Annotated in this window: 14 protein-coding genes; 7 read left to right on the forward strand and 7 right to left on the reverse strand. The window is 40.6% G+C overall.

Going from position 1 to position 15,935, the window contains the following annotated elements; genetic code table 11:
- Positions 1-59: 59 nt before the first annotated feature.
- Positions 60-494, reverse strand: coding sequence for an FKBP-type peptidyl-prolyl cis-trans isomerase (locus BC659_RS11320; RefSeq protein WP_133474866.1), 435 nt, complete (start codon positions 492-494; stop codon positions 60-62).
- Positions 495-633: 139 nt separating this feature from the next.
- Between BC659_RS11320 and BC659_RS11325 the strand changes: the two genes are divergently transcribed.
- The 4 genes from BC659_RS11325 (at position 634) to BC659_RS11340 (ending at position 7,470) form a co-directional block, all read left to right on the forward strand.
- Positions 634-1,005 carry a 4-fold beta flower protein gene (locus tag BC659_RS11325; RefSeq protein WP_133474867.1) on the forward strand — a complete coding sequence of 124 codons (372 nt, stop codon included), beginning with the start codon at positions 634-636 and terminating at the stop codon, positions 1,003-1,005.
- Between the two features lie 244 nt (positions 1,006-1,249).
- Positions 1,250-4,420 (forward strand): SusC/RagA family TonB-linked outer membrane protein, encoded by a 3,171-nt coding sequence (locus tag BC659_RS11330; RefSeq protein ID WP_133474868.1) that lies wholly within the window; start codon positions 1,250-1,252, stop codon positions 4,418-4,420.
- A 17-nt stretch (positions 4,421-4,437) separates the two neighbouring features.
- Positions 4,438-5,922, forward strand: coding sequence for a SusD/RagB family nutrient-binding outer membrane lipoprotein (locus BC659_RS11335; RefSeq protein WP_133474869.1), 1,485 nt, complete (start codon positions 4,438-4,440; stop codon positions 5,920-5,922).
- An 18-nt stretch (positions 5,923-5,940) separates the two neighbouring features.
- Complete coding sequence (locus BC659_RS11340) at positions 5,941-7,470, forward strand: alkaline phosphatase family protein (RefSeq protein WP_133474870.1); 1,530 nt, start codon at positions 5,941-5,943, stop codon at positions 7,468-7,470.
- A gap of 70 nt (positions 7,471-7,540) precedes the next feature.
- Here BC659_RS11340 and BC659_RS11345 read toward each other — a convergent pair whose 3' ends face one another.
- The 5 genes from BC659_RS11345 to BC659_RS11365 all read right to left on the reverse strand — a co-directional run bounded on the left by BC659_RS11345 (position 7,541) and on the right by BC659_RS11365 (position 11,517).
- A complete protein-coding gene (locus BC659_RS11345) occupies positions 7,541-8,587 on the reverse strand; it encodes an NAD(P)-dependent alcohol dehydrogenase (protein ID WP_133474871.1) in 1,047 nt (348 codons plus the stop codon).
- Positions 8,588-8,667: 80 nt separating this feature from the next.
- Positions 8,668-9,525: a dienelactone hydrolase family protein gene (locus BC659_RS11350; RefSeq protein ID WP_133474872.1), complete on the reverse strand. Its 858-nt coding sequence runs from the start codon at positions 9,523-9,525 to the stop codon at positions 8,668-8,670.
- Between the two features lie 122 nt (positions 9,526-9,647).
- Complete coding sequence (locus BC659_RS11355) at positions 9,648-10,238, reverse strand: hypothetical protein (protein ID WP_133474873.1); 591 nt, start codon at positions 10,236-10,238, stop codon at positions 9,648-9,650.
- A 14-nt stretch (positions 10,239-10,252) separates the two neighbouring features.
- Positions 10,253-11,056, reverse strand: a complete 804-nt coding sequence (locus tag BC659_RS11360) for a hypothetical protein (protein ID WP_133474874.1) — start codon at positions 11,054-11,056, stop codon at positions 10,253-10,255.
- Positions 11,057-11,205: 149 nt separating this feature from the next.
- Positions 11,206-11,517, reverse strand: a complete 312-nt coding sequence (locus tag BC659_RS11365) for a hypothetical protein (protein ID WP_133474875.1) — start codon at positions 11,515-11,517, stop codon at positions 11,206-11,208.
- 260 nt (positions 11,518-11,777) lie between these two features.
- Here BC659_RS11365 and BC659_RS11370 point away from each other — a divergent pair, with 260 nt between their 5' ends.
- Genes BC659_RS11370 through BC659_RS11380 form a run of 3 tightly spaced genes read left to right on the forward strand, consistent with a single transcriptional unit; the run spans position 11,778 to position 12,865 of the window.
- Positions 11,778-12,179, forward strand: coding sequence for a hypothetical protein (locus BC659_RS11370; protein ID WP_133474876.1), 402 nt, complete (start codon positions 11,778-11,780; stop codon positions 12,177-12,179).
- A gap of 49 nt (positions 12,180-12,228) precedes the next feature.
- The gene (locus BC659_RS11375; protein ID WP_133474877.1) at positions 12,229-12,576 is read left to right on the forward strand and encodes a type II toxin-antitoxin system RelE/ParE family toxin; all 348 of its coding nucleotides are present in this window, start codon (positions 12,229-12,231) and stop codon (positions 12,574-12,576) included.
- Positions 12,560-12,865, forward strand: a complete 306-nt coding sequence (locus BC659_RS11380) for a helix-turn-helix domain-containing protein (protein ID WP_133474878.1) — start codon at positions 12,560-12,562, stop codon at positions 12,863-12,865. The genes BC659_RS11375 and BC659_RS11380 overlap by 17 nt, the downstream gene beginning before the upstream one ends.
- 49 nt (positions 12,866-12,914) lie before the next feature.
- Here the strand turns inward: BC659_RS11380 and gcvP are convergent, their stop codons facing one another.
- Positions 12,915-15,785, reverse strand: coding sequence for an aminomethyl-transferring glycine dehydrogenase (gene gcvP / locus BC659_RS11385; RefSeq protein ID WP_133474879.1), 2,871 nt, complete (start codon positions 15,783-15,785; stop codon positions 12,915-12,917).
- Between the last annotated feature and the right edge of the window lie 150 nt (positions 15,786-15,935).

The raw sequence follows: 15,935 nt of genomic DNA on the forward strand, positions 1-15,935 counted from the left end.
GCCATCAACATAAAATATTGATGGCTATTTATATTATTTGCTCGTAGCTCGTAGCTCCTTTATCTGAAACTAATCAGCTCCACATCAAATATCAAAGTACAATTAGGCCCAATCTGTGCGCTAACCTGACGGTCGCCATAAGCAAGATGAGGTGGAATAAAGAAACGCCATTTGCTACCGGTTGGCATTAACTGTAAACCTTCGGTCCATCCCTTAATCACCATATTTAATGGAAAAGCTGCAAGACGTCCACGCTGTACAGAACTGTCGAAGATGGTTCCGTCTATTAAAGTGCCGTGGTAATGACAGGTTACTTCGTTGTGCGCTTTTGGTTTTTCACCCGTACCTGCAGTTAATATTTCATACTGCAGTCCGCTTTCCAGTTCGGTAACTTCGGGTCTTTGTTTATTGGTGGCCAGAAAATCCTGACCTGCTTTTAAATTGGCGGCTGATTTTTCAGCCTTTAACTGTGCTAACTGATCGGCTACTCCCATATACAATTTTTTGCGAAAATAACAAAGAGTTTCTATCTGTTTCAATGTTATGTTATTGTAAACTTACTATTAAGTTTCACTACGGCACTTCACATTGCTACCCGGAATGGCTAACATTGGCCTCCCAAAATAAACTGCCATGACTCCCATTTTGAATCAGTACGGAGAAAAGATTGCCTATCTGCACCTTAATATCATTCTTAATACTGGTCAGGATAAAGTATTGGGACTCATCTTAGGTAATTGTGTTTTTGGAGAACCGGATGCGCCTGTCGGAAAATTTTTCAAAGACAGTTTCCGGAAGATGAATGGAAAAATCATCGCAACCCTGGGCGAAGAAACATCACCCGTAAGACCCTCCAATGAACCTGTTATTTTACAAGAAGCATGGGCAAAACTAAAAGCAGTAAAAAACCATCTCTGTGTATGGGTGGAAGAAAAAAATGAATGGTCGCAGGAAAATTTCCTGCAATTTTTAGAAGTACCTGTAGAAAGAGCCATGGCAGTATAAATATATTTTTACTGAAAGGTCTTTCGTAACAAAAAAGCATAGTGACAACTCACTATGCTTTTTTGTTGGGGTGCAATTATGAGGGGTAGAATTTTTGTGCGTAGAAAATACATCCGTCGGATTATGCAATTGTTAGCAATGCTTTATGTTACTATGAAGAAATATTGATTGAATCATTAAGTTTCTTTTAGCCTGTTTTATCTGGGTTTGAAAACAGAAACATTTGCAGTCTTAAAAACTGTTTATGAAATCTGTTTGTACCCCATTCCCCCGAAAACTATGTCTGTTGTTGAGTTTTATGACTATAACAGCGATTGCGCAAGCACAAATATTGAAAGGTGTTGTGAGAGATAGTGCATCCAATCCACTTATCGGAGCGATCATCCAGTTAAAAGGAACAACTGTAAAAACAACCAGTATGACTGATGGCATTTTCGCCATTAATCTGAATGGTATTTCATCGGTCAATGCGGTTTTGGAAATCAGTTATACAGGTTATCAGCCAATGCAGATACCTGTTAAAGGATCAGATAACCTGACTGTTATAATGGCAGAAAAGAAAGAAGTATTACAGGAAGTGGTGGTAACGGCACTGGGTATAAGAAGAGAAGAAAAATCGCTGGGTTATGCTGCACAGACTGTGAAAGAAAATGCTGTGAAAGATGCTAGAACCAATAACTGGGTGAATACCTTATCTGGGAAAGTAGCAGGATTAAACGTTCAGGGAACCGGTTCTGGTCCGATGGGGTCATCAAGGGTAACCTTACGAGGTGAAAACTCATTAAACCTCGATAACAATCAGGCATTAATTATTATTGATGGGGTGCCGGTGAGCAGCCGTATTACTGGTACAGGTTATAATGCTCACCTTGCTGCAGATGGGCCTGTTGATTTTGGTTCTGGCCTCTCAGATATCAACCCCGACGATATTGATAAAATAACGGTATTGAAAGGGCCTGGTGCAACCGCATTATACGGAAGCCGCGCTGCCGGAGGTGCTATCATTATTACTACAAAATCCGGACAGCGCACTGATAAAGGCATCGGCGTAACCTTCAATAGTAATGTAAGTATTGATCAGGTAAACCGCTGGCCAGATTATCAGTTTGAATATGGAGAAGGAAGAACCAGTGCCTATTATTCATACCTCGATAATGCAGATGGTCCGAATACCAGCACCGGTGTAGCCGCAGGAAGAGCATGGGGGCCACGTTTCAACGGACAGCAATATTTTCAATACAATCCTGATGCGCCTGATGGAAGACCGGTGGTAAGGACGCCTTGGGTTGCACACAAAGATTATATTTCAGGGTTCTTTAAAACAGGACTTACTGTATCAAACAGCATTTCAATGGAAGGTGGTAACGATAAAGGATCTGCCCGTTTATCGCTTACACACCTTAAAAATGATTGGATACTACCCAATACAGGATTTGAAAGAATCAATGCTGCCTTATCGGTATCACAAAAAATTTCTGACCGCTTAAAGATTACCGGAAAAGTAAACTACACAAATAAGCAAAGCGATAATCTTCCTACAGCGGGTTACAATAACCAGACTATCATGTATTTCCTAATCATTGGTACCGCACCTAATATCAGACCCGAATGGTTTAAACCTTATTGGGAGCCAGGTCTTGTAGGTGTGAAACAAAAAAATCCATTCAATCCTGGTCCTGATAATCCATACCTCGATTTGTATGAGATGCTGAATAAAATGAATAAGCATGGTGTAATTGGTAATATAGCAGCTACCTATACCATTAATAAAAAGCTTGAACTCATGTTACGAACAGGTACGGATTTGTCTTTTGAGTTTCGTTCGCAACAGCGTCCTTTTAGTATGACCAAATACCCCCGAGGTATGTACAGGGAACAAAATGTATTCAACTATGAAATGAATGCAGATTTTCTCTTGACCTATAAAGACAGGATCAATGATGATATTAACTATACCATTTCTGGTGGTGGTAATGCTATGCGTCAAACCTATGATTTTTCAGGCGCCTACGCAGACCAGCTTTCACAGCCAGGTATTTACCAGGTGTCTAATAGCCTTGACCCTGCAGTAGTAGATGCAGTTAAAACCAAAAAAGCGATCAATAGTTTATATGGATCAGCACAGTTTGCTTACAAAGAGCAGGTTTTCCTCGATATAACCGGCAGAAACGATTGGTCAAGCACACTGCCTTTTAAAAACAATTCGTTTTTCTATCCATCTGTAAGTACCAGTTTTCTATTAAGTGATATGTTCACACTGCCTTCGCAGATATCGTTTGCAAAATTCAGGGCATCATGGGCGCAGGTGGGTAACGATACAAGACCTTATCAGACAGATAAATACTATGACCGTATTTATGGTAATAGTTTTACAAATCCTTCCACACTGTTTAATACAGACCTGAAACCGGAAATTACCACCAGTTACGAAGCCGGACTAGATCTGCGTTTTTTTAAAGGAAGATTGGGTATTGATATTGCAATGTATGATAATAAGAGCCGTAACCAGATATTGGCTATCCCCTTAGACCCGGTTTCGGGTTATTCAAGTGCATTGGTAAATGCGGGTCTCATCAATAGTAAAGGTATTGAGCTCACCCTGACAGGCAAACCCATCATTCGTAAAAATTTTGCATGGACCACCACACTAACCTGGAGTAGAAATAGAAGTTATGTTCGTGAACTGGCTGCAGGTATTACCAATCAGATTATTTATAGCCATAGTGGAAACGTAAGTATTGAAGCAAGGGTTGGTGGACGAATGGGTGATCTGTATGGTAGAGGTTTTCAACGAACAGCGGATGGACAAATCATTTATTCAACCAATGGTTTGCCCGCACCACTTGATCCGGTGGCTAAAAAATGGGGCAATGCCTTTGCAGACTGGAAAGCTGGCTTAATGAATGAGTTTACAGTGGGTAATTTCAGAATCAGCATTCTCTTAGATGGTCAGAAAGGTGGTAGTATGTATTCACAAACCAACCATAAAAACAATACACTCGGTAAAACCAAAGTAACACTACCGGGAAGAGATAATGGAATTGTGGGGGAGGGTGTTGTTTTCAACAGTGGAACAGGTAAGTATGAAAAAAACACAGTGAATGTAGCAGCCAGTTCTTATTATGATAATATTTATGCGATCAGCAATGCTGAGATGAACATTTTTGATGCTTCGTTTCTGAAACTCAGAGAAGCAAGGGTAGAGTTTAACCTGCCAAAAAATATTTTATCTAAAATAGGTATCAGACAAACAAGTGTGGCTGTGTACGGAAGAGACCTGTTTAATATTACCAGCTTCCCCGGTTTCGATCCGGAAGGTGGTAACCTGAACAGTGGAACCTTAACGCCGGGTGTTGAACTTACACAGTTCCCTTCTACCAGAAATATGGGTATCAACCTCACATTTAAATTTTAATCCTGACAATCTTTTTTATGAAAAAATATGCATTGAACTATTATATACTACTTCTCCTGATGGTACTCATGAGTAGCTGCGCTAAAAATTTTGAATCACTCAATACGGATCCTAACAGGCCCAAAGAAGTAAATCCGGGCGTAATGCTCGGGCAGCTTCAGTATAGAATCGTAAGCTCTACTGTAACCGCTGCAAGAAACTTTACACATGAGTTAATGCAGGTAGACGCACCCCGTTCAAGTCCGGGAGGTACGGGACTCCACCGTTATGTGGTAAACCCAGGCGCAGGTGTATGGAGTAATTTTTATAGTTATCTAACCGATATTGAAGATATCTATAAAATAGCTGATCAGTTAAATGAACCCAACTACAAGGCTATTGCCTTAATTTATAAAGCTTGGAGCTATTCTATCCTGACCGATTTGTATGGTGATGTTCCATTCAGTGAAGCTACCAAAGCAACCGCTGGTAATTTTCAGCCTGCATTCGATAAACAAAAAGATATCTACATAAAAATACTGGCTGATCTGGAAACGGCGAATGATTTAATCAATACCAGTAAGGCATTAACCTATGGTGGTGATATCCTCTACAATGCAAATACTTTATCAGGTTCTGTAAATCCCGGAATGGTGAAGTGGAAGCGTTTCTGTAATTCCTTAAAACTTCGTTTGCTTTTAAGAATTTCAAAACGAAATGATGAGTTGAATATCAATAACCAGATTACAACCATGCTGGCCGATCCTGTTAAGTATCCCATGTTTGCGGTCAATGCAGATGAGGCCATACTCAAGTTTACTGGGTCATTTCCTTATTTCAATCCATACTACAATGCAAGACAACTCGATTGGCGGGATGGAACCTATTTCACAAAATTCTTTATGGATAAAATGAATGCTGACAATGATCCCAGAAGAACTTTGTGGAGTACAACTGTAACTGTTGGAGGTGTACCGTCTTATGTAGGTATAGAAAGCGGCTATCCGGTCACAACCGAGTACCAGGTAGGTAGAAATTCAAGCTATAGTGATGTTTTGAAAACCTATGTATCCATGGGTATTATGATGACGCTGTCTGAACTTGAATTTATAAAAGCTGAGCTGGCTTTAAAAGGCTTTATAACCGGAAAAACGGCCCGGCAACATTATGAAGCAGGTATTACTGCATCAATGGTACAGTGGGGATTCACTTTGCCCACAGGTTATCTGAGCCAGTCTGGCGTAGCCTATGATGCTACTGCAACAATTGCCAAACAGTTGGAACAGATTATGTTACAGAAATATTATGCGTATTTCTTTGTTGATTACCAATCATGGTTTGAAAAAAGAAGAACGGGATATCCTATACTTCCACGCGGTGCCGGTATACCAGTTGAAAATAAATTTCCGAGTAGGGTGCCATATCCTACTTATTTACAGTCGCTAAATGCCGAAAATCTTTCAAAAGCAGTAACGTCAATGGGTGGTGATAACAGCGATATAAAAGTTTGGTGGGAAAAATAAACAATCAAAATGACTCGTATGAAAAAGAATAGTTTAATTATAATTATTTTGATGATCGGCATGCAGGTAACTGCTCAGATAGATACTTCTGTAAAAACACTTATTGTTTTTTTTGATGGTCTGCGACCAGATTATATTACACCTGAACTCATGCCTAATGTATATGCATTCAGTAAAAGAGGATCTTATGGGAAAAAACATCATAGCGTATTTCCAACAGTAACCCGTGTCAATTCATCTTCTTATTCTACAGGTAGTTATCCCGGTACCAATGGTATTATGGGTAATACCGTTTATTTTCCACAGGTAAATCCGGTGAAGGGATTGAATACCGGCGATGCCAGTGAGTTGAATAAAATAGCAATTGCCACGAATGATCGCTTGCTAACGTCTGTATCATTAGGAGAGGCACTGGAAACAGTAGGACAAAGAATGATGGTATTTAGTTCAGGTTCAAGCGGCCAGGCATTACTGCAAAACCATAAGGTAGGTAATGGAGCCATCGTTAATACATCCATGATATTACCAGCTTCCTTAAAGGAACAATTGGTGAATGCATTGGGACCCATTCCTCCCAATGGCAAACCCAATAGTGCACAGCATAAATGGATTACTGATGCGTTACTAAAATTCGGGTTTGCCAAGAACGGACCATTGGTAAATGCTATCTGGTATTCAGATCCTGATGGTGCTGCTCATAGCGATGGTATAGGCTCACCTGCAGCCAATGCTTCTATCAAATCTGTTGATGAACAGTTTGGAAGAATTATTCAGACACTTGACGAAAAAGGTCTTACTAACCGAACCAATATTATTATTTCAACCGATCATGGTTTTGTAACAAAAGCCGGTAAGTTAGGTGTAGCGGATTTTCTGATACAGAAAGGATTCAAAAAAGACAAAGAGTCTGATGATATTGTTGCAGCTGAAGGTGCATTGTATGTTAAAGACCATGATCCATCCGTCATTAAAAAAGTAGTGGCTGCCTTGCAACTGGAGGAGTGGGTAGGTGCCATATTTACCAAGGCAGATAAGGCAGGAAGCATGAAGGGCTGGGTGCCGGGAACCCTTTCATTTGATGCCATTCACTGGAACCATACGGAAAGGGCAGCTGATATACTGGTTGATGAAAATTGGAACGACGCTAAAAATAATACCGGGTATGCCGGTACCAGCTATGCAAGAGGTGTGGCAGGGCATGGTGGCTTCAGTCCTTATGAAGTGCATATTGCTTTACTGGCAAGCGGTCCTTCTTTTAAAAAATCGTTCGAAGGAAACCTGCCAACATCCAATGTAGACATTGCACCTACGGTATTGGCGATCCATCGCATTCCTGCACCGGTTACTATGAAGGGGAGAGTTTTTGCTGAATTGTTAGCAAATGCAAAATCACAACAGGCTGCTGTTAAGCAGGAGAAAGTTGAAACCAGTACAGTGGTAGAGGGCATAACGTATAAGTTATCGCTCGATGTAAGTACCGTTGGAAAATACAGGTACATTAACTATGCAAAAACAGAACGAATCACGCAACAGAGTACAGGAAAATAGTACCTGTCAATCACCCATAAAAAAGCGCCTTTATAATAAAGGCGCTTTTTTTTACGGGTGATATTATATCTTATTTCAGAGAAGCCAGGTCAATCACAAATCGGTATCTCACATCAGCTTTGATCATTCGTTCATAAGCTTCATTGATTTTTTGCATCGGTATTACTTCTACATCAGAAACAATATTATGTTCGGCACAAAAATCAAGCATCTCCTGTGTTTCTTTAATACCGCCAATCATAGAACCCAGAATGCTTCTGCGTTTAGGAATTAATGAGAAAGCTGGTACAGTAGATGGCGATTCCGGTAAACCTACAATGATCATGGTGCCGTTGGTTTTCAGCAGATTCAGGTAATCACTGTATGCATGGTCTGCAGAAACGGTATTCAGGATAAAATCAAAAGAGTTGGCCAGACTTTTCATCGTTTCCTTATCGTTGATAAGGGCAAAATGATGTGCGCCTAGTCTTTTTGCATCTGCTTCTTTAGAAGGAGAAGTACTCAGCATGGTTACTTCTGCTCCAAACGCCGCAGCAAACTTTACACCCATATGTCCGAGACCACCTAAACCAAATACGGCCACTTTATGCCCCTTTTTAACGCCAACATATCTCAATGGGGAATAGGTAGTAATGCCTGCACAAAGCAGTGGTGCTACACCTTCCAGTGGTAATTTATCAGAAATATGCAGGGTATAGTTTTCGTCAACAACGATATTGGTAGAATATCCACCATAAGTAGGTGCGTTGGTAACACGTTCACGACCGTTATAGGTGCCTACCATTCCTTCATCACAATATTGTTCAAGATCGTTTTTGCAGTTCTCACAGGTACGGCACGAATCAACAAAGCAACCTACGCCTGCCAGATCGCCTACTTTGAACTTGGTAACCTTATCACCCACACGAACTACCTTGCCTACAATTTCATGGCCAGGTACCATTGGGAAAATAGCCTGACCCCATTCTTCACGTGCCTGGTGAATATCAGAATGACAAACACCACAATACAAAATGTCGATATGAACGTCATGTGGTCCTGGCTCTCTTCTCTCCAGTTCAAAAGGTGTTAACTGGGCTTTGGGCGTCGCTGCTGCGTATGCTTTGGTTGCTATCATAGAATAAATCTTTTGTACAAAGGTAACAACGAAAAAACCTTGTTGTTCAACCCCTGGTTATTATAAAAGGAAATAAATGTCTATTTCATATTTGCGTTCCAGAAATCAAGGGTTCTTGTCCAGGCAAGTTTGGCAGCGGCTTCATTGTATCGGGCACCGGAAGTATCGTTATGAAATGCGTGATTCACGCCTTCATAAATGTATAGTTCATATTTTATATTGTTCTTTTTCAGTGCCTCTTCATAAGCCGGAATGCCGGCATTGATTCGCTCATCCAATCCGGCATAATGTAATTGCAGGGCAGCTTTTATTTTAGGTACATCTGCAGCATCAGCCTGTCTGCCATAAAAAGCCACGGCGGCTTTCAGGTCAGGCACGTTTACGGCAAGTTGATTTACCAGGGCGCCGCCCCAGCAAAAACCTACACAACCCGTAAAGCCATTGCAATCTTTCCGGCTCTTTAAATAGTCGAACCCTTTGGCGAAATTAATGAGGTTCTGTTTGGCATCTATCTTGGAAAACAAATCTCTTGCCTGATCCTGATCGGTTGGTGTACCACCGGCAGGCGACAAAGCATCGGGTGCAATAGCGATATAGCCGGCTTTTGCGGCACGACGAGCAACATCACGTATATGGTCATTAAGACCTCTGTTTTCGTGGATGATCATTACACCACCATATTTACCCCCTTTTTTGGGTTTTGCCAGATAAGCTTTCATGGTAATACCACCTGCGTCGTAAGTAATTTCTTCTGTATGTAGTTCTATATCCTGTTCAGGAACAGTTGCTGCTACCGCATAGTTATTTTCCAGCATGGGCAAGATGGCCATGGCAGCAGTAGTGCTGCCTGCTAAAATAGCCAGCCGCTTCAAAAACACTTCACGGGGAAGTGGTTTATGTGTGTACTCGTCGTACAGATTGATAATTTCCTGTTTCATATGGGTATGATTTGTATAAATATACCAATAACCAGCAGGCAGGCAAAAGAGTTTACCGAATAAAAAAAGCCATCTGCCGAAGGGTAGATAGCTTTTGCTGAGGGTTGCTGCTTATTAATCTGTTATTGTAACAGGCTTGCCATTTTAGCAATAGGTAGCTGTGTAGCAAGTGACATAATCTCTGCTTCATTACTATTACTGATTTTAAGGCTCAGTAAAGCATTACTCAAAGGAACTTCTAGCCTGTATGTGTTTTCATCATCTGCATCTTTGTTCAACCTTGCTTTATAACTGCCCACTTTCACAATTTTTGTATTCGGATCACCTCCAAAACCAGCCATCAATGGCGAGCTTATATAGGCATTGAGTGCATTTAACAATGGAGAGTTAATTACTACATTCAAACTGGCTTTTTTGGCAAACTGACCATAGTTTTTTTCAATGGTAACACCTGTAAACTGACTGCTGCCATAAACATTGTCGGTTTTTCCTACTGCTGTGAGACTATCTAAAGAAGCCGGAAAGAGTTTTAATACTTCTTTGCCAATGGTAATATCGAGATCCTGCATCATTTGCAATAAAGCAAAGTGTGCATCCTGTAAATTACCTGCTGTATAATTTGTTTGTGCCGTTGCTATGTTTTTTTTGAAATCCTGACCATAGGACATGGCGGAAAATGCTAAGAAAAGTATGATAATAAATGTATGTTTCATTGTTTGGTATTTACTTATTGTTCGCCCATAGTTTTTTTGATGGAGTCAATATCGAATTGCTGAACAGCATCCATCATATCTTTTTCGTTATTGAAATTGATTCCTTTAAATGTAATCATACCCGATGTGCCCAGCTGCATGAGAACGGTATAACCTTCTCTTTCTTCAAACTGGATAATAGCTTTATTACCCTTTACCCTTATTTGTTTGGTATTTTGGGTTTCTCCGTTCGATTGTGTAGCTGCAAATCCGAAATACATATCGAGAGCGCCGGCATACATACTATTATTACCAATCAGGATCGATAATTGTTGATCATCTTTTTGATACACACGCTGAATACTAAGATTGGCCCAGCCATAGCGTGTACTCATAACCCTGTCTTCTGCAGAATCTTTGGGTAAACCGGCAACTTCTAATGGCAGTGATGCGAGTAGCTGCTTGCCAATTTGCAGCTCCACTCCCAGTAAAGCCTGCTGAATAGAAAACCTGGCTTCGCCAAACTGTTGTTTACTGTAGGCCAGATCTGCATCGGTAATCTGTTGTAATACATCGGGTACCGTTGAGTTTTTGAGTCCTTCACCTGCTGTATTCATTGGCCTGCCATTTCTTGTGGTAGGCATTGTGTTGGGATTTCCGTTTGCAGTTCCCCCATTACTACCTGTTCCTGTTTTATCGGCTATCTTTTTATCCAGTACATCTTCTGCCTTTTTTTCTACCTTGTCTTTTAGCTTTTTCAGAAAGCCCTGCGCATGCAATGGTGCCTGCATGATAACACCGATGCAAAGCAGTAATACAAATAATAATTTTTGTTTCATGTTGATGATTTCGAAACACAAAACTATTGTTACAGCAGGGCGCATGCAAACCACTCATGATGCTATATGACCGACAAAATCATTCAAGTATGTTGATAAACAATTGATTATGATTTTCATCACATAAATATGTGAGTGTGTTGAGCCGATTAAAAGATATGCACCTGTTCCTCTTTTTTATTTTCTTCCTGTTTTTTGAGTTCAGTGTGCAATAGATAATTCGCTTCAAGTAGTTTGTCTAAATATTCATACAATAAAAGTATGGTAGTACGTTCCCTATTGCTGAGTATTTTATTATAACTACCGGTAACAGTGGTTTTTAACCAGTCCCATAACATCTGCTTAAGCTCAGGAAGATGTGCGAAATCAAATAACTCGGCAAGTATCTGCTGGGGATTGTCTGATTCTTCCTTGTTAAGGGAACAGAATGTGTGGTTGGTGTAGAGAAATTCCTTTTCCATGTTGAATTCATTAGAAATGTTTCAATACTTCTCACGCGAAGTGATGCGGCAGATCGGTTACTTACGACATGGAGTTTTTGCAGTATTGACCTGTATTGAGTTCAGTTCTGCGGATTTATCAGGCCAAATCAGGTATAAATACGTATTGCAGTATTTATGGTTTATAGCTTTCTTCGTAAGCATTCAAGACAATAAAAGTAAAAATCATTTTTCTAAAATCTTCTATACTAATTCGGTCATTTTCTAAACACTTATTCACAATGACAGCACCCGAAAGATTTTTTCAGTTCATGGCCCATAAACGATATATCCCAAGCTGGGTTGAAAAAGAATGCAAACTTTCAAACGGTTATTTGGGCAAACAGCGCAAGAATAAAGGCTCTTTCGGGGGAGCCATCCTGTCAAGAATCGAAAAACGATTCCCGGAATTAAATATCAGCTGGCTATTATCCGGCGAAGGTGAAATGCTCAATGCAAACTCTCGCGTACCAAAAATTGAAATGATGAATACGGTTGAGGAAGAGTCTGCCTCATACGGCTTAATCATGCAGGAATTCATCCCCTTACTCAAACAACAAATCAGTCAACTCGAAGCTGCTTTGGCCGACAAACAAAAACTGATCGAAATGCTGGAAAAGCAGTTGAAGGAGATGGAAGAATAAAATATTTCAAAAAAAGTTGTCCGATAGGGCAACTTTAAATAGCTTTGTTATGACAAACCATCAGAAAGTAAGACAGGTGATTTTTTATCAGGATCACTTTGAACAATTTTTCCTTTTGCAAAAAGATCCGGTAAAAGAAAAGATACTCTGGACACTTGAGTTAATAGAAGATTTATTACGGATACCAGATACTTACCTGAAACATATTGAAAATACCGAAGGGTTGTACGAAACAAGGGTTCAATATGGTTCAGACATTTTTAGAATCTTCTGCTTTTTTGAGCAAGAGAAAATGGTGGTTCTGATCAACGGGTTTCAAAAAAGGCAACAAAAAACACCCATAAAAGAAATTAAAAAAGCACTTAAAATAAAACAGGCATATGAAAACGAAAAATAAACAGATGCTTACTTTAGAAGCTTTCAAAGAAAAGCATTACGGGAAAAGAGGCGCACCTAAAAGAGAAATATTGGAAGCTGGCTATAAAAATTTTAAAACAGGTGTATTGCTACAGGAAGCTCGTTTGCGAAAAGGATTAACACAGGAAGAACTGGCCACCCGTGTAGGCACTACAAAATCCTATATTTCAAAAATTGAAAACGATGTAAAAGAAGTTCGCCTCTCTACCTTACAAAGAATTGTGGAAGAGGGCTTTGGTGGTAAACTCATTATCTCTATTCAGTTATAAAAAAGTCCTTCCAGAAATGGAAGGACTTTTTTTATAGGCTATTTTCTTTTTATTCTGTTACATAAGAGGAAACCGGTTCACAGGTACAGATGAGGTTTCTGTCGCCATGTGTATTATTCACCCTTGCAACACTAGGCCAGAATTTATGCTGGGTTACATAATAGAGAGGGAAAGCAGCCTGCTGACGGCTATAGGCATGGGCCCATTCATCAGCACAAATAACAGCCTGCGTATGCGGAGCATTTTTCAAGGGGTTATCTGTTTTATCTGATTTGCCCTCTTCAATGGCTTTTATTTCTTCATAGATCGAAATCAAAGCATCACAGAAACGATCCAGTTCACCTTTGTCTTCACTCTCAGTAGGCTCTATCATGATGGTGCCAGGTACGGGAAAACTCATAGTAGGTGCATGGAAGCCATAGTCAATCAAACGCTTGGCCACATCTTCTGCTTCAATACCAACGCTTTGTTTAAAAGGACGCAGGTCAACAATAAATTCATGCGCACAACTGCCATTAGAGCCTGTATATAAAATTTTATAAAACTTCTCCAAACGCGCTTTCATATAATTCGCATTGAGAATTGCATATTCTGTAGAACGTCTGATACCTTCTTCGCCGAGCATTTTAATATAACCATAACTGATCAGCAGAATACTTGCAGAACCATATTGGGCCGCACTTACCGCCAGTGATGCATTACCCAATACAGTATGTCCGGGTAAATAAGGCGCCAGTTTATCATTCACACAGATAGGGCCCATGCCTGGACCACCTCCACCATGTGGAATAGCGAATGTTTTATGGAGGTTAAGGTGACAAACATCTGCGCCAATCATACCAGGACTTGTTAATCCGACCTGCGCATTCATATTGGCGCCATCCATATATACCAATCCGCCATTGTCGTGTATAATCTGACAGATCTCTTTAATGGTTTCTTCAAATACACCATGGGTAGAAGGATAGGTTACCATCAAGGCACCTAAGCTGTCTTTGTATTGTTCTGCTTTTGCTTTCAGGTCAGCTACATCGATATTACCTGCATCATCGCATTTTACCACTACCACTTTAAAGCCGGCCATAACAGCACTGGCAGGGTTGGTACCATGGGCACTGATAGGAATCAATACTACATTTCTGTGTGCTTCATTTCTCGCTACATGGTAGGCGCGTATGGTTAATAGACCTGCATACTCACCCTGGGCGCCACTATTGGGCTGCAGACTGCAGGCAGTGAAGCCGGTTATTTTGCACAGGTAATCATTTAACTCACTAATGATCTGCTGATAACCTGCAGTTTGTGAGGCAGGTGCAAAAGGATGAAGACCCCCAAATTCAGGCCAGCTTACAGGAATCATTTCAGTAGCTGCATTCAGCTTCATGGTACAACTGCCCAGACTGATCATACTGGTATTCAAAGAGAGATCTTTATTTTCCAGTTGTTTGATATAACGCATCATCTGGCTCTCGCTACGGTGCGTATTGAAAACCGGATGTGTGAGATAGGAGGAACTACGTTTGAGGCCGTCAGATAATTGATAGCTCTTATCTCCTAAATCAGCAGCCGAAATAGTTACAGCCGATTTTCCGTTTACTTTAGCAAAAATGCCAAGTACAGTATTGATATCGTCAACTGAAGTAGTTTCATCAATACTAATGATGACTGTATTCTTATGATAGAAGAAATTGGTGTCAGCAGCTTCGGCTGTTTTTTTCAATGAATCTGCATCAACACCAACAATATGTAAAGTATCGAAATAGCTTTTATTTACCTGCTGAATACCCATTTTAGAAAGACCATTCGATAAGGCCTTTGCCAGCAAGTGAACGCGTGTAGCAATTTCCTGAAGCCCTTTCGGACCATGGAAAACGGCATACATTGCTGCCATATTTGCCAGTAGTGCCTGTGCAGTACAAATATTAGAAGTAGCTTTTTCTCTTTTGATATGCTGTTCCCTGGTCTGAAGTGCCATTCGCAATGCACGGTTACCCTGCGCATCTATACTTACACCAATCAGTCGGCCAGGCATGCCTCTTTTGAAATCATCTTTGGTAGCAAAAAAAGCAGCATGAGGTCCGCCAAATCCCATTGGTACACCAAAACGTTGTGCACTGCCTACGGCAACATCTGCGCCCAACTCGCCCGGAGGGGTGAGAAGTGTGAGCGCGAGCAGATCTGTAGCCATGATCACTAATCCATCAAAACCATGTACTTTATCAATAAATGCCCGATAATCTTCCGTAGCACCATTGCTGTTGGGATATTGAATTAAGGCGCCAAAATAGGTAGCATCTATATCTGCAGTTGTATAATCCCCAACTACGATTTCAATGCCAATAGGCTCGGCACGGGTAACCAATACATCAATGGTTTGCTGGAATGTATGCTGATCAACAAAAAGTTTGGGTTTGCTGATGATATCTGTTTTATTGATGTGGTGGAAAATCATGGCCATGGCTTCTGCTGCTGCAGTAGCTTCATCCAGCAAGGAAGCATTGGAGATGGGTAAACCTGTCAGATCCGATACCATGGTCTGGAAATTCAGTAAGCTCTCCAAACGTCCTTGCGAAATTTCCGCCTGGTAAGGTGTGTATTGTGTGTACCACCCTGGGTTTTCAAAAATATTACGCAATATCACACTGGGTGTGATGGTGCCATAATAGCCCTGTCCAATATAGTTTTTGAATACTTTATTTTTTGAAGCCGTCTTTTTCAGTTCACTGAGGTACTGGTACTCACTCATAGCCGCTGGTATACCCAATGGCTTTTTAATACGGATACTGTCAGGCACCGTTTTACTGATCAGTTCATCCAGTGAACCGGCACCAATTACTGATAACATGTTATGCGTATCGGCTTCATTGGGGCCAATATGACGTGTTTGAAACTCGGCTGATTGTTGTTCAAAAAGATTCATATTCTGGAAAGACTTAATATGGTGGTAGAAATCCGGTTTTTGGGCCGGGTTTTAAACGCCGCAAAGGTACGGTACAGCAACGTGAAAATTCATCTTTTGTTCAACCGGTTAATAAGCTGTGGATCAAATTATTTCAATATTTTTAAAATC

Source organism: Sediminibacterium goheungense (genome assembly GCF_004361915.1).
GTDB lineage: Bacteria > Bacteroidota > Bacteroidia > Chitinophagales > Chitinophagaceae > Sediminibacterium > Sediminibacterium goheungense.

Bases quoted from the DNA above. Each gene is read 5' to 3' on its own strand.
- BC659_RS11380 (WP_133474878.1), top strand. From the start codon at position 12,560: ATGAAAACGAAAAATAAACAGATGCTTACTTTAGAAGCTTTCAAAGAA.
- gcvP (WP_133474879.1), bottom strand. From the start codon at position 15,785: ATGAATCTTTTTGAACAACAATCAGCCGAGTTTCAAACACGTCATATT.
- BC659_RS11345 (WP_133474871.1), bottom strand. From the start codon at position 8,587: ATGATAGCAACCAAAGCATACGCAGCAGCGACGCCCAAAGCCCAGTTA.
- BC659_RS11335 (WP_133474869.1), top strand. From the start codon at position 4,438: ATGAAAAAATATGCATTGAACTATTATATACTACTTCTCCTGATGGTA.
- BC659_RS11330 (WP_133474868.1), top strand. From the start codon at position 1,250: ATGAAATCTGTTTGTACCCCATTCCCCCGAAAACTATGTCTGTTGTTG.
- BC659_RS11350 (WP_133474872.1), bottom strand. From the start codon at position 9,525: ATGAAACAGGAAATTATCAATCTGTACGACGAGTACACACATAAACCA.
- BC659_RS11360 (WP_133474874.1), bottom strand. From the start codon at position 11,056: ATGAAACAAAAATTATTATTTGTATTACTGCTTTGCATCGGTGTTATC.
- BC659_RS11375 (WP_133474877.1), top strand. From the start codon at position 12,229: ATGACAAACCATCAGAAAGTAAGACAGGTGATTTTTTATCAGGATCAC.
- BC659_RS11365 (WP_133474875.1), bottom strand. From the start codon at position 11,517: ATGGAAAAGGAATTTCTCTACACCAACCACACATTCTGTTCCCTTAAC.
- BC659_RS11355 (WP_133474873.1), bottom strand. From the start codon at position 10,238: ATGAAACATACATTTATTATCATACTTTTCTTAGCATTTTCCGCCATG.
- BC659_RS11325 (WP_133474867.1), top strand. From the start codon at position 634: ATGACTCCCATTTTGAATCAGTACGGAGAAAAGATTGCCTATCTGCAC.
- BC659_RS11340 (WP_133474870.1), top strand. From the start codon at position 5,941: ATGAAAAAGAATAGTTTAATTATAATTATTTTGATGATCGGCATGCAG.
- BC659_RS11370 (WP_133474876.1), top strand. From the start codon at position 11,778: ATGACAGCACCCGAAAGATTTTTTCAGTTCATGGCCCATAAACGATAT.
- BC659_RS11320 (WP_133474866.1), bottom strand. From the start codon at position 494: ATGGGAGTAGCCGATCAGTTAGCACAGTTAAAGGCTGAAAAATCAGCC.